The sequence below is a fragment of the Facivitalis istanbulensis genome, assembly GCF_040560405.1.
Classification (GTDB): domain Bacteria; phylum Pseudomonadota; class Alphaproteobacteria; order Sphingomonadales; family Sphingomonadaceae; genus Sphingomonas; species Sphingomonas istanbulensis.
Map to the genome: position 1 here is coordinate 19,764 of NZ_JAVSCQ010000002.1, position 12,052 is coordinate 31,815.

Sequence of the window (12,052 nt, forward strand, 5' to 3'; positions counted from 1 at the left end):
CAGGACGGCGGGGCAAGGGCATAATGCACAACGGCCCCGCATCGCTGCGGAGCCGTTGGAGAAACTGGTGGACGCACTTGGGCTCGAACCAAGGACCCGCTGATTAAGAGTCAGCTGCTCTACCAACTGAGCTATGCGTCCAGAGGATCACCTGTCGGTCGAACCGCTTGGCGGCCCGCCTCGTGATCGGGAGGCGCGCCTTTAGCATCCCGATCCGGCAATGCAAATGGTTTTTTGCCGTGCCAGACGATTTTCGCGTCCCTACCAGCGTGTCGCCCGGCGATTCTCGCGATCGATCGCCATCAGGATGCCCAGGCACAGCAGCACGGTCATCTGCGACGACCCGCCATAACTGACCAGAGGAAGTGGAATACCGACCACGGGGGCCAGGCCCATGACCATCATCAGATTGACCATGACATAGATGAAGATGGTGGTGGACAGCCCCGCAGCGGTCAGCCGGGCAAAGCGGGTGGGAGCCGCCTGCGCCACGTTCAGGCCCCAGCGGATCACCAGCAGAAAGGCGAGGATCAGGAAGCAGCCACCGGCCAGGCCCCATTCCTCCGCCATCGTCGCGAAGACGAAATCGGTATGGCCTTCGGGCAGATAATCGAGATGGCTCTGCGTCCCGTTGAGGAAGCCCTTGCCCCAGATGCCGCCCGATCCGATGGCGATCTTGGACTGGCTGATATGATAGCCGGTGCCCAGCGGATCGCTTTCGGGGTCAAGGAAGATCAGCACGCGGTTGCGCTGATAATCGTGCAGGACGAAATTGACCGCGAGCGGAGCGAGGATGGCGAGGCCGATCCCCCCGCCGATGAACAGGCGCAGCGGTACGCCCGCCAGGAACATCACCGTGGCGCCGCCCGCGCAGATCATCAGCGCGGTGCCCAGATCGGGCTGCTTCATGACCAGGGCGGCGGGCACCGCGACCATCGCCGCGACCGGCCATATGCCGGAAAAACGGCGCGTCTCGGCCGGGGGCATCATCTCGTAGAAGCGGGCCGAGGCGAGCACGATCAGCAGCTTCATCAATTCGGACGGCTGCAACCGGATAAAGCCCACGTCGAGCCATCGCTGGCTGCCACCGCGCACCACACCGAGCAGTTCGACCAGCACCAGCGCCACGACGAGGATCAGATAGCCCGGCATCGCGATCCGCCGCCACAGGTCGAGCGGCAGGCGCGACAGGACCAGCGATCCGGCCAGCAGCACGAAGAAGCGGATGCCCTGCGGCTTGGCCCAGGGGGTCAGCGAGCCGCCCGCCGCCGAATACAGGACGACGAGACCGAAACAGCCAATCGCCGTGACCAGCAGGATCACCCGCCAGGGAAGCTGCGCGATGGGTTCGGGAATGATGCGCGGGCCGCTCATGGATTGGGTTCCGTCGCATCGGTACGGGGTTCGTTGGGGCTGGTCGCCATCGCTTCGGCCTGGGCGTCGGCGACGTTGGTCGCCGCCTCGACCGCGGGAGCATCGGTCGGCGCGCCGGCATCCGTCTTGGTCGCGACCGACGCCGGCTTGGGCGCCTGCGCCGCGCGATAGGCCGCTTCATGCGCCGCCATGCGCTGGCGGATGTCGCCGCCCCAGGTCGCTTCGTCCTGCGTCAGCGATGCGAGCGCGCGGTCGCGGTCGAAGAGATAGGTCATGATGTCACGCCCGATCAGCGGTGCATCGAGGTTGCGGACCGTATGGCCGTTATGCTCCAGCACGACGGCGGCCGCATAACGCGGATTGTCGGCGGGGGCGAAGCAGACCAACAGGGCATGGTCACGCAGCTTGAACGGCAATTGCCCGTTCTTGAGCACGCCCATCCGCCGTTCGGCCATGGTGATGCGCCGGACCTGCGCGGTGCCGGTCTTGGCGGCCAGCGACACGCCCGGCACCAGCATCCGCGCCGCGCCGCCGGTGCCGCCCTGGTTGACGACGCCGAACATCGCGTCGCGTACCCTGGCCAGATTTTCCGACGCGAAGGGCAGGGCTGGCGCATCCAGATGAACCTGGCTGGCGAGCATGCTGGGCTTGAGGTCGCGGCCGGATGCGATCCGCGCGGCCATCACCGCCAGTTGCAGCGGATTGGCGAGCACATAGCCCTGGCCGATCGACGCGTTCAGGCCATCGGCGATGGTCCATTTCGTCTTGTATTTCCGCAGCTTCCACTCGGGATCTGGCACGGTGCCGTAACGCTGCGTGTTCAGCGGAAGCTCGTATTTCTGGCCCAGCCCCAGCTTGCGCGCGACCGGCGCGATCCGGTCATAGCCCATGCGCCGGATCATCTCGTAGAAATAGATGTCGCAGCTCTGCTCGATCGCGCCCTTCAGGTTGAGCGGACCATGGCCACCGCGCTTGTGACAGTGGAAGACCCCCGTGCCGACCCGCATCGCGCCCGAACAGAAGACGCGATCATCCGGGCCCACGCCTGCCTCCAGCAGGGCGAGGCCGTTCATCGGCTTCACCGTCGACCCCGGCGGATACAGGCCCTGCGTCACCTTGTTCATCAAGGGGACATGGTCGTCCTCCGACAGCATCGCCCATTCCAGATGGCTGATCCCGTCCGAAAAGCTGTTCGGGTCATAGGCGGGCATCGACACCATCGCCAGCGTCTCGCCGGTGCGACAGTCGAGAACCACGGCCGAGCCCGAATTGGTGCCCAGTCGCCGTGCGGCATATTCCTGCAAGCCCGCATCGATAGTCAGGCGGATATTCTTGCCCGGCACGTCGGGGCGGGTGGCGAGCTCGGCAACGACCTTGCCCCGCGCCGTGACCTCGACGCGCTTGGCGCCCGGCTTGCCGCGCAGGTCGCCTTCCAGCATCTTTTCCAGCCCGTCCTTGCCCAGCTTGAAGCCAGGGGTGACGAGCAACTGGTCATGCGTCGCCTTGAACTGTTCGGCGGTGGGCGTGCCGACATAGCCGGTCAGATGGGCGACCGCCGCCCCCGCCGGATAGAAACGGGCAAAGCCCCGCGTCGGCTGGACACCGGGCAGTTCGGGCATGCGGACGCTCACCGCCGCGAAGCGATCCCAGTCGAGCCGCTCGGCCACCTGCACCGGCTGGAAACCGGCGGCGTGTTCGAGGTCGAGGCGAATGCGCTCCATCGCCTCGTCGTCGAGCCGCAGGATCTGGCGGAGCAGCGCCAGGACCCGGTCCTTGTCCTCCAGCCGGTCGGGGATGATGTCGACGCGAAAATCGGTGCGGTTATTGGCGATCGGCACGCCATGCCGGTCGATCAGCCAGCCGCGGCGCGGCGGGATCATCGTCGTGTTGACGCGGTTGCTCTCCGAGAGGAGATTATACTTCTCGTTCTGCGCGATCGAAAGCCAGGCCATGCGCCCGGCGAGCATCAGTCCCACGCCCGCCTGCGCCGCGCCCAGCACAAAGGCGCGACGGGAAAAGCTGTAGGCCTGTGCGGCTTCGGTCATGATCCGCCCGGGGCGTTCCATGTCAGATGCCTACCTCATTCCGGCCGCGTTTGCGATCGATCCACGCCACCAGCCGCGTCGCCATGGGGAACAACAGGATGGTCAGCGCGATCTGGATGGTCAGCGGCGCGTCGACATGCGCGCCGACCGGCAAGGCTACGAAGCGTCCTGCGGTCAGGCAGAAGGCGATGGCGCCGCTGGCGATCAGCCAGTCCTGCCAGAAATCGCGGAACACCATGCGCTGTTCGATCAGGTCGATGGCGAGCGAGGTGATCGACCAGAGCAGCATCGATGAGCCCAGCGGCTGTCCCGACAGCAGATCGTCGAACAGCCCGAGCGGCGCGGCGGCCCAGAGCCGCAGCGCGAATCGCGCGATCAACCGCCAGGCCAGTAGCATCAACAGGCCGAGCGGCGGCTGTAGCGGCACGATCGCCACGACCGGCACGATCGCGACGAGCGAACCCGCCATCACGGTCAGCCAGGGCAGCGCGCGGGCGCGCGCGGGCGGCAATCCGGGGTCGAAAGGATTATACTGCTCTGCGTTCACGGCCGGGGTGCCGGCGTGGGTGGCGGCATCGGCATGAAGGCACGCTGAACGATGGCGAAATCCAGCGTGTCGGGATGGATGAACGGTTGCCCGATCGCGGAGTCGGCACCGTTGGCGCGCACGCGCGCGACGGGAATACCCGGCGCGTAGAGGCCGCCCGTGCCGGAGGTGACGAACAACTCGCCCCGGCTCAACCGGACATTGGTGGTGATCGAGCGAATATCGACCGTGCCGTCGCCGCGGCCGACCACGATGGCGGGCAGGCCGTCGCCGGTGCGGCGGACCGGCACGATGCTTTCGGGATCGGTCAGCAGCAAGATGCGGGCGGCGGCGGGGCCTGCCTCGATCACGCGGCCGATCAGTCCTTCGGCACCGCGCACCGCCATGCCGGGGGCAACGCCCTGCCACCGCCCCGCGTTGAGCAGGGCGAAGCGCCGCCCGCTGGTGCCGGTCGAACTGACCAGCCGGGCGGTGACGACCGTATCGGGCGTCCGGTCGCGGATCGCCAACAGCCGGCGCAACCGGCGATTGTCATAGGCGATGGTCCGCGCGGTCATCAGCAGCTTGCGCGACTGGTCCAGTTCGCGGCGCAGGCGGGCATTTTCGTCATGGACAAAGAAATAATGGCCGATCGTCGCGGGGATGTCGTTGACCGCATCGCCGATGGCCACGAACGCCCCGGAAATCGGTGCGGTCGCGCTGCCCAATGTCATGCGCAGCCCGGCAAAGGCGGGCGGCTGGAAAGTCGAAGCGACAAGCAGCACCGCGCCCACCACCGCGCCCGCGACCGCAAGCACATAGGCCAGGAAGGCTCCATATTGCCGCCGTCGCGAAAACCCGGTGCGACGGTCGCGGGCAGGCGCCATGCGCCGCTCCCCTTATCCTGGAGGTTAGCCGTTCAGCAGGACGCCACGATACATCGGATCTTCCAGCGCGCGACCGGTTCCCAGCGCGACGCAGGTCAGCGGATCCTCCGCCACCGTCACCGGCAGGCCGGTCTCGTCACGCAGCACCTCGTCCAGCCCTTCGAGCAGCGCGCCGCCGCCGGTCAGGACGATGCCCTGGTCCACGATGTCGGCGGCCAGTTCGGGCGCGGTGTTTTCCAGCGCGACGCGAACCCCCTCGACGATCGTCGCAACCGGCTCCGAAAGCGCCTCGGCGATCTGGCCCTGGTTGATCTGGATTTCCTTGGGAACGCCGTTGACCAAATCGCGCCCCTTGATCTGGATGGTCACGCCGATGCCGTCCGCCGGCGGCCGCGCGATGCCGACTTCCTTCTTGATCCGCTCGGCCGTGGCTTCGCCGATCAGCAGGTTATGGTTGCGGCGGACATAGGATACGATCGACTCGTCCATCTTGTCGCCGCCGACGCGCACGCTCGTGGTGTAGGCGAGGCCGCGCAGCGACAGCACCGCGACTTCGGTGGTACCGCCGCCGATGTCGACGACCATCGAACCGATCGGTTCGGTCACGGGCATGTCGGCACCGATCGCGGCGGCCATCGGCTCCTCGATCAGGAAGACCTGGCTGGCACCCGCGTTGGACGCGGCGTCACGGATCGCGCGGCGTTCGACCTTGGTCGAACCCGACGGCACGCAGATCACGATTTCGGGCCAGCGCGCGAACTTGCGCGGACCATGCACCTTCATGATGAAGTGCTTGATCATTTGTTCGGCCACGTCGATGTCGGCGATGACGCCGTCGCGCAACGGGCGGATCGCCTCAATATTGCCGGGGGTCTTGCCCATCATCAGTTTGGCGTCGTCACCGACCGCCTTGACCTTCTTGATACCGTTGATCGTCTCGACCGCGACCACCGACGGCTCGTTCAACACGATGCCGCGTCCGCGGACATAGACCACGGTGTTCGCGGTTCCGAGGTCGATCGCCATGTCGTGGGACATGAATTTCAGGAAGCGGGGGAGGGGCATCGAGGCTTTCGTTCCGTCTTTGGGACCGGGTGGGCGTGACTCATATCCCGAACCGCCGCCAGAGCCGTCACGGGCAGCTGCTCCGTCACATTTGCGGGGTCGCGGGATGCCGTCGCTTGGGCTAGGGTTTGCCGCATGTCAATACGGCGTCTGCCTCCCCATCTCGTCAATCGTATAGCGGCCGGTGAAGTGGTGGAAAGGCCCGCCAGTGCGTTGAAGGAATTGATCGAAAATTCGATCGACGCCGGGGCCACGCGGGTCGCGGTCGCGCTGGCGCTGGGCGGGGTCGGCCGGATCGAGGTGGCCGATGACGGATGCGGAATGGCGCCGGAGGACATCGCCCTGGCGCTGGAACGGCATTGCACCTCCAAGCTGCCCGACGAAGCCATCGAATCGGTCGTAACCCTCGGGTTTCGCGGCGAAGCCCTGCCCTCGATCGCCAGCGTCGCGCGGGTCACGATCGAGAGTCGCCCGGCGGGTCGCGACGGCTGGTCGCGGGTCATCGACAATGGCGATGTGCTGCGCGACGGCCCCGCCGCCGTGCCTCCTGGCACCCGGATCGTGGTGGAGGATCTGTTCGCCCGCGTGCCCGCGCGGCGTAAATTCCTGCGTTCGCCCCGGTCGGAATATGCCGCCTGCCTCGATATCGTCCGGCGGCTGGCGATGGCGCGGCCCGACATCGCCTTCACGCTCGAACATGATGGCCGCCGCGTGCTGACCGTGCCGGGGGGCGAGGAGCGACCGGGACGAGTCGCCGGGCTGACCGACCGGGCGCTGGCCGAGAATTCGGTCGCGATCGACTGGGTCCGCGATACGGTGAGCCTGGGCGGCGTCGCGAGCCTGCCGACCTTCAACCGTGGCATCGCCGACCATCAGTATCTGTTCGTCAACGGCCGGCCGGTGCGCGATCGATTGCTGATGGGCGCAATTCGAGGGGCTTATGCGGAGATGCTGCCACGGGATCGTCATGCCGTGGTCGCGTTGTTCCTCGACCTTCCCCCCTCCGAGGTCGATGTGAATGTTCATCCCGCCAAGACCGAGGTTCGGTTTCGCGATCCGGCGCTCATCCGCGGCATGATCGTGTCGGGGTTGCGCCGCGCGCTGGACGAGGCGGGGCATCGCAGCGTGCAGCGCCCCGCAGAATCCGCCCTGTCGATGTGGCAGGCCGAAACGGTCGCGACCCCCGCGTCTGCCGTGGCGATGCCCGCCGCCGATGACGGGTCGTTCGCCGCGCGTGAGACGCGGGTGATGGAGCGCCAGTCGCTGTTCGCCCCGCGCCCCGGCTTTGCGGCGCCGCCGCCGCTCGCCCGTGCCGAGGCCGCCTTCACCCCGCCGCCCGAGATTCGCGATCATCCGCTGGGCGTTGCGCGGGGACAGGTCGCGAAGACCTATATCGTCGCCGAGGCTGAAGACGGACTGGTGCTGGTCGACCAGCATGCCGCGCATGAGCGGCTGGTGCTCGAGCGGATGCGCGCCGCTCTGATCGGCGGGCGGATCGCGTCGCAGACGATGTTGATCCCGGAGGTCGTCGAACTGGACGAACCGGCATGCGATCGCCTGGAAGCGCGGATCGACGAACTAACCGAGTTCGGGCTGGATCTCGAACGATTTGGGCCGACTGCGATGCTGGTCCGGGCTACGCCCGCGCTGTTGGGGCAGAGCGATCCCAAGGGACTGGTTGCCGATCTGGCGGACGAACTGGCGGCGTTCGACCAGGCTTTGTCCCTGCGCGAACGGCTGGATCATGTCGCGGCGACCATGGCGTGCCACGGTTCGGTCCGTGCGGGCCGTATCCTGTCGGTCGCGGAAATGAACGCGCTGCTGCGCGAGATGGAGGTCACGCCGCATTCGGGCCAGTGCAATCACGGCCGCCCGACTTGGGTGAAGCTGGCGCATGGCGATATCGAGAAGCTGTTCGGGCGGAAGTGAGAGGATCGCAATTCCGCCGGTGATGGCCGATGATGAGGATCAGTCGCTGTCTCGACCAGGCCACCGGCGCGCATGGCGGGGGCAGGCCGCTGCTATGGGCGATACCGACCCACCATCATCGCGGCATCCGTATTTTTGCCTGGTCAGGCGCGACGAAGCGTTTTCTTCAGGCGTTCGACCGAATCCATTTTTACCTACGTATTCATCCTAGCGAAACTTTTGCACTCTGCCGTGTATTTAATCCGCAGAACCTGCTTTTTCGGAAACGTCGACATGAACAAGATATTGCCGCTTCTCTTCGCGTTGATCCCCTTGGCGGCGGTGGTCGGGGCGTGCGTCACCTGCCCTTGAGGGCGGGCGTTCGTTCTCCGAAAGAACAACGCAAATGAAAAGGGCCGCCCGGACATGCCGGACGGCCCTTTTCCTGTTTCAGCGCAGCGGCCGAAGCGTCGGGGATTAGCCCTGCGCTTCTTCCTGCTCCGGCTGGACCTCGGCGGTCGCGCCCGGCTCGGCGTTGGGATCGTAATCCTCGGTGAAGCCGGCTTCGTCACGCTCGAACATCGACGACATCACGTCGACACCCTGCGCCTGCATCTCGGCCTCTTCCGGCGAGCGGGCGACGTTGACCTTGACGGTCACGGCCACTTCCGGGTGAAGCGCGACGCGCACGTCGTACAGGCCGATCGCCTTGATCGGACGGTCGAGCACGATCTGGCTCTTGTTGACCTTGTGGCCGTCGGCGACCAGCGCCTCGACCAGGTCACGCACCGCGACCGAGCCGTAGAGCTGGCCGACGTTCGACGCCTGACGGATCAGGGTGACGGTGACGTTGTCGAAGGTCTTCGATTCGATCTCGGCCTCGGCGCGACGGTTCGCGTTCTCGGCTTCGATGCGGGCGCGGTTGGCCTCGAACACCTTCTTGTTGGCTTCGTTGGCGCGCAGCGCCTTCTTGCGCGGCAGCAGGAAGTTACGGGCAAAGCCGTCCTTCACCGTGACCACGTCGCCGATGGCGCCGAGCTTTTCGACGCGCTCAAGCAGAATAACGTCCATCTTCTGGGACTCCTTACTTCACGACGTAGGGCAGGAGGCCCAGGTGACGGGCACGCTTGATCGCCTGGGCGAGCTCGCGCTGCTTCTTGGCCGACACGCTGGTGATGCGCGAAGGCACGATCTTGCCGCGCTCGGACACGAAGCCCTGGAGCAGACGGACATCCTTATAGTCGATCCGGGGCGCGTCCTTCGCGGAGAAGGGGCAGCTCTTGCGGCGACGGAAAAACGGGCGGGCCATTACGCGGCTTCCTCTTCACGGTCACGACGGGGGCGATCGGTGCGCTCACCGCGATCGGCACGACGCTCGCGGTCGCGCTCCTGCTTGCGCATCATCACCGACGGACCTTCTTCATGGCCGTCCACCTTGACGGTCATGTAGCGGATCACGTCTTCGTTGATCTGGGTCTGGCGCTCCAGCTCGGCGACCACGCCCGCGGGCGCGTCGATCTCGAGCATCACGTAATGCGCCTTGCGGTTCTTGGCGATGCGATACGCCAGCGAACGCAGGCCCCAGGTCTCGGTCTTCACGACCTTGCCCTGATTGTCCTCGACGATCTTCGTGGCGGCTTCCGCCAGCGCGTCCACCTGCGCCTGTGCCAGATCCTGGCGCGCAAGGAACACGTGCTCGTAAAGAGCCATGCAGCTTACCTTATGTTGGCCGATCGCTGACGCCCACCCCATGTGGAACGCCCCTCCGGCTGTCTTCCATACTTCAATACCGTCACGCCAAAATGGCATGAGGGCGGGTGAAGCAGGTGCTTCCCGCCCAATGGTGTCAGCGCTCATAGCGATTTGCCGGCAAAAGGCAAGCGCGGAAGGGAGCTGCGAATCACCGACCCTTGCCAGCGGCGTGCGACCTTTCTACCGCGCGGGCCATCCTATTACCGTTTCATGGCAGAACGACACATGCGTGCATTCATCTTTCCGGGCCAGGGCAGCCAGGCCGTGGGTATGGGCAAGGCGCTGGCCGAGGCGAGCCCGGTCGCCCGCGAGGTGTTCCAGGAGGTCGACGAGGCACTGGGCCAGCATCTCTATCGCCTGATGGTCGAGGGGCCGGCCGACGAACTGACCCTGACCGAGAATGCGCAACCCGCGATCATGGCCAATGCCATCGCGACCCTGCGCGTGCTGGAGAAGGAGGGCGGGGTCCGCCTGTCGGAGAAGGCCGAATTCGTCGCGGGCCACTCGCTAGGCGAATATACCGCGCTGTGCGCGGCCGATGCGATCGACCTGCCGACGACGGCGCGCCTGTTGAAGCTGCGCGGTCAGGCGATGCAGGCGGCGGTGCCGGTGGGCGAGGGGGCAATGGCCGCGCTGCTGGGCGCCGATCTGGAAAAGGCAAGGGCCATCGCGGCCGCAGCGGTCGATTCGGTCCGGGCCGAGACCGGCGAGGAACTGGTCTGCACCGTCGCCAATGACAATGATCCGTCGCAGGTCGTCATTTCGGGCCATCGCGCGGCCATCGAAAAGGCCGTGGCGCTGGCCAAGGATCTGGGCGCCAAGCGTGCCGTTCTGTTGCCCGTGTCGGCGCCGTTCCACTGCCCGTTGATGCAGCCCGCCGCCGACGCCATGGCTGCGGCGCTGGCGGGCGCGACGATCCGCGCGCCGCTGGTCCCCGTCTATGCCAATGTCGAGGCCGCGCCGGTCGCCGATCCCGACACGATCCGGACGCTGCTCGTCCAGCAGGTGACGGGCATGGTCCGCTGGCGCGAATCGGTGCTGGCGATGCAGGCGGCGGGCGTGGCGCAGTTCGTCGAGTTCGGTGGCAGGGTGCTTGGCCCCATGGTCAAGCGCATCGCCCCTGATGCCGAGGCGGTCAGCGTCGTGGCGATGGACGATATCGAGGGGCTGCTCGCCAAGCTCTGAACGCATTTTCCCGCGCCGGGCGCGTGAACCGACATCACAAGGATTTACATATGTTCGACCTGACAGGAATGACCGCCCTCGTGACCGGCGCCTCGGGCGGCCTGGGCTCGGCGGTGGCCAGGGCGCTGGCCGCGCAGGGCGCACGGCTCGCCTTGTCCGGCTCCAATGTCGAGAAACTCGAAGCCTTCCGGGCCGAGTTGGGCGGTGACCATGTCGCGGTGCCGTGCAACCTGTCCGACCCGGCCGCGGTCGATGCGCTCGTCCCGCAGGCGGTCGAAGCGCTGGGCGGCAAGCTCGACATCCTGGTCAACAATGCGGGCGTAACCCGCGACAACCTGACCATGCGGATGAAGGATGACGAATGGGATCAGGTGATCCGCGTCAATCTGGAAGCTGCGTTCCGGCTGATCCGCGCCGCCGCCAAGCCGATGATGAAGGCGCGCTTCGGCCGCATCATCTCGATCACCTCGGTCGTCGGCGCGACGGGTAATCCGGGCCAGGCCAATTACGCGGCATCCAAGGCGGGGCTGGTCGGCATGTCCAAGGCGGTGGCGCAGGAACTGGCGAGCCGGAATATCACCGTCAATTGTGTCGCACCGGGCTTCATGCGCTCGGCGATGACCGATGTTCTGCCGGAGGCGCAGAAGGCCGCGCTGCTGACCAAAATTCCCGCCGGTGATCTGGGGAAGGGCGAGGATATCGGCGCGGCGGTCGTCTATCTCGCGTCGAAGGAAGCGGGTTACGTCACCGGCCAGACGTTGCACGTCAATGGCGGCATGGCGATGCTGTAAGAAGCGGTGTCGAGCCGCTTTCCTGCCCGATCCGTTCCATGGAATGCGCGGTGGAGAGGGGGCGGCCGCTGCAGGCCCTGTGTCCGGTGCCTCCGTACAAAGTCGCCAAGCCCCGAAAAGGGCATGAATGATCCGATACAGGCGTAAGTCCGTCGCTGGACGGGCTTGCCAGATATGGACGCGCGTTCTACGTGCGTTCAGGAATTACCAACCCCCGATGAATTACGAGAAGGGATTACCATGAGCGAGACCGCCGACCGCGTGAAGAAGATCGTCGTCGAGCATCTCGGCGTCGAAGCCGACAAGGTGACCGAGGACGCGAGCTTCATCGACGATCTCGGTGCCGACAGCCTCGACATCGTCGAGCTCGTCATGGCGTTCGAGGAAGAGTTCGGTGTCGAAATTCCGGACGACGCCGCCGAGAAGATCACGACCGTCAAGGACGCGATCACGTATATCGACGAGAACAAGGCCTAATTCCGGGGCCAGTCGGCCCGCACAGGATGCGGGCCGCACGGG

Annotated in this window: 13 protein-coding genes and 1 tRNA gene; 5 read left to right on the forward strand and 9 right to left on the reverse strand. The window is 66.1% G+C overall.

Annotated features, from left to right (window positions below; translation table 11 throughout):
- Nucleotides 1–65: 65 nt before the first annotated feature.
- The 6 genes from RN629_RS01575 to RN629_RS01600 all read right to left on the reverse strand — a co-directional run bounded on the left by RN629_RS01575 (nt 66) and on the right by RN629_RS01600 (nt 5,897).
- Nucleotides 66–141, reverse strand: a tRNA-Lys gene (locus RN629_RS01575).
- 120 nt (nt 142–261) lie between these two features.
- The gene (gene rodA, locus RN629_RS01580; RefSeq protein ID WP_407033512.1) at nt 262–1,374 is read right to left on the reverse strand and encodes a rod shape-determining protein RodA; all 1,113 of its coding nucleotides are present in this window, start codon (nt 1,372–1,374) and stop codon (nt 262–264) included.
- Nucleotides 1,371–3,440 carry a penicillin-binding protein 2 gene (gene mrdA, locus RN629_RS01585; protein WP_407033513.1) on the reverse strand — a complete coding sequence of 690 codons (2,070 nt, stop codon included), beginning with the start codon at nt 3,438–3,440 and terminating at the stop codon, nt 1,371–1,373. The genes rodA and mrdA overlap by 4 nt, the downstream gene beginning before the upstream one ends.
- 1 nt (nt 3,441) lies before the next feature.
- Nucleotides 3,442–3,966: a rod shape-determining protein MreD gene (gene mreD, locus RN629_RS01590; protein WP_407033514.1), complete on the reverse strand. Its 525-nt coding sequence runs from the start codon at nt 3,964–3,966 to the stop codon at nt 3,442–3,444.
- The gene (gene mreC / locus RN629_RS01595; protein WP_407033515.1) at nt 3,963–4,832 is read right to left on the reverse strand and encodes a rod shape-determining protein MreC; all 870 of its coding nucleotides are present in this window, start codon (nt 4,830–4,832) and stop codon (nt 3,963–3,965) included. The genes mreD and mreC overlap by 4 nt, the downstream gene beginning before the upstream one ends.
- 24 nt (nt 4,833–4,856) lie before the next feature.
- On the reverse strand, nt 4,857–5,897 hold the full coding sequence (locus RN629_RS01600; protein WP_407033516.1) for a rod shape-determining protein: 1,041 nt from the start codon (nt 5,895–5,897) through the stop codon (nt 4,857–4,859).
- 135 nt (nt 5,898–6,032) lie between these two features.
- Between RN629_RS01600 and mutL the strand changes: the two genes are divergently transcribed.
- Together mutL and RN629_RS01610 are read left to right on the forward strand one after the other, a co-directional pair.
- Nucleotides 6,033–7,826 (forward strand): DNA mismatch repair endonuclease MutL, encoded by a 1,794-nt coding sequence (gene mutL / locus RN629_RS01605; RefSeq protein WP_407033517.1) that lies wholly within the window; start codon nt 6,033–6,035, stop codon nt 7,824–7,826.
- Nucleotides 7,827–7,855: 29 nt separating this feature from the next.
- Nucleotides 7,856–8,215, forward strand: coding sequence for a hypothetical protein (locus RN629_RS01610; protein ID WP_407033518.1), 360 nt, complete (start codon nt 7,856–7,858; stop codon nt 8,213–8,215).
- Nucleotides 8,216–8,282: 67 nt separating this feature from the next.
- Here the strand turns inward: RN629_RS01610 and rplI are convergent, their stop codons facing one another.
- From rplI to rpsF, 3 genes are read right to left on the reverse strand one after another with little or no spacing between them, the layout of a single operon-like run.
- The gene (gene rplI / locus RN629_RS01615) at nt 8,283–8,876 is read right to left on the reverse strand and encodes a 50S ribosomal protein L9 (RefSeq protein ID WP_407033519.1); all 594 of its coding nucleotides are present in this window, start codon (nt 8,874–8,876) and stop codon (nt 8,283–8,285) included.
- 13 nt (nt 8,877–8,889) lie between these two features.
- Nucleotides 8,890–9,114 carry a 30S ribosomal protein S18 gene (gene rpsR / locus RN629_RS01620; protein WP_007403456.1) on the reverse strand — a complete coding sequence of 75 codons (225 nt, stop codon included), beginning with the start codon at nt 9,112–9,114 and terminating at the stop codon, nt 8,890–8,892.
- On the reverse strand, nt 9,114–9,515 hold the full coding sequence (gene rpsF, locus RN629_RS01625; protein ID WP_407033717.1) for a 30S ribosomal protein S6: 402 nt from the start codon (nt 9,513–9,515) through the stop codon (nt 9,114–9,116). The genes rpsR and rpsF overlap by 1 nt, the downstream gene beginning before the upstream one ends.
- A 267-nt stretch (nt 9,516–9,782) precedes the next feature.
- On the opposite strand from rpsF, the gene fabD reads away from it, so the two are divergent.
- The 3 genes from fabD (at nt 9,783) to RN629_RS01640 (ending at nt 12,010) form a co-directional block, all read left to right on the forward strand.
- Complete coding sequence (gene fabD, locus RN629_RS01630; RefSeq protein ID WP_407033520.1) at nt 9,783–10,742, forward strand: ACP S-malonyltransferase; 960 nt, start codon at nt 9,783–9,785, stop codon at nt 10,740–10,742.
- 50 nt (nt 10,743–10,792) lie between these two features.
- On the forward strand, nt 10,793–11,533 hold the full coding sequence (fabG, locus tag RN629_RS01635; protein ID WP_407033521.1) for a 3-oxoacyl-[acyl-carrier-protein] reductase: 741 nt from the start codon (nt 10,793–10,795) through the stop codon (nt 11,531–11,533).
- A gap of 240 nt (nt 11,534–11,773) precedes the next feature.
- Nucleotides 11,774–12,010, forward strand: a complete 237-nt coding sequence (locus tag RN629_RS01640; protein ID WP_007403554.1) for an acyl carrier protein — start codon at nt 11,774–11,776, stop codon at nt 12,008–12,010.
- The last annotated feature ends 42 nt before the right edge of the window (nt 12,011–12,052 follow it).

Excerpts from the sequence above, each read along its gene's own strand:
- rodA (WP_407033512.1), bottom strand. The coding sequence starts at position 1,374 with ATGAGCGGCCCGCGCATCATTCCCGAACCCATCGCGCAGCTTCCCTGG.
- mrdA (WP_407033513.1), bottom strand. The coding sequence starts at position 3,440 with ATGGAACGCCCCGGGCGGATCATGACCGAAGCCGCACAGGCCTACAGC.
- mreC (WP_407033515.1), bottom strand. The coding sequence starts at position 4,832 with ATGGCGCCTGCCCGCGACCGTCGCACCGGGTTTTCGCGACGGCGGCAA.
- RN629_RS01600 (WP_407033516.1), bottom strand. The coding sequence starts at position 5,897 with ATGCCCCTCCCCCGCTTCCTGAAATTCATGTCCCACGACATGGCGATC.
- mutL (WP_407033517.1), top strand. The coding sequence starts at position 6,033 with ATGTCAATACGGCGTCTGCCTCCCCATCTCGTCAATCGTATAGCGGCC.
- RN629_RS01610 (WP_407033518.1), top strand. The coding sequence starts at position 7,856 with ATGATGAGGATCAGTCGCTGTCTCGACCAGGCCACCGGCGCGCATGGC.
- rplI (WP_407033519.1), bottom strand. The coding sequence starts at position 8,876 with ATGGACGTTATTCTGCTTGAGCGCGTCGAAAAGCTCGGCGCCATCGGC.
- rpsR (WP_007403456.1), bottom strand. The coding sequence starts at position 9,114 with ATGGCCCGCCCGTTTTTCCGTCGCCGCAAGAGCTGCCCCTTCTCCGCG.
- rpsF (WP_407033717.1), bottom strand. The coding sequence starts at position 9,515 with ATGGCTCTTTACGAGCACGTGTTCCTTGCGCGCCAGGATCTGGCACAG.
- fabD (WP_407033520.1), top strand. The coding sequence starts at position 9,783 with ATGCGTGCATTCATCTTTCCGGGCCAGGGCAGCCAGGCCGTGGGTATG.
- fabG (WP_407033521.1), top strand. The coding sequence starts at position 10,793 with ATGTTCGACCTGACAGGAATGACCGCCCTCGTGACCGGCGCCTCGGGC.
- RN629_RS01640 (WP_007403554.1), top strand. The coding sequence starts at position 11,774 with ATGAGCGAGACCGCCGACCGCGTGAAGAAGATCGTCGTCGAGCATCTC.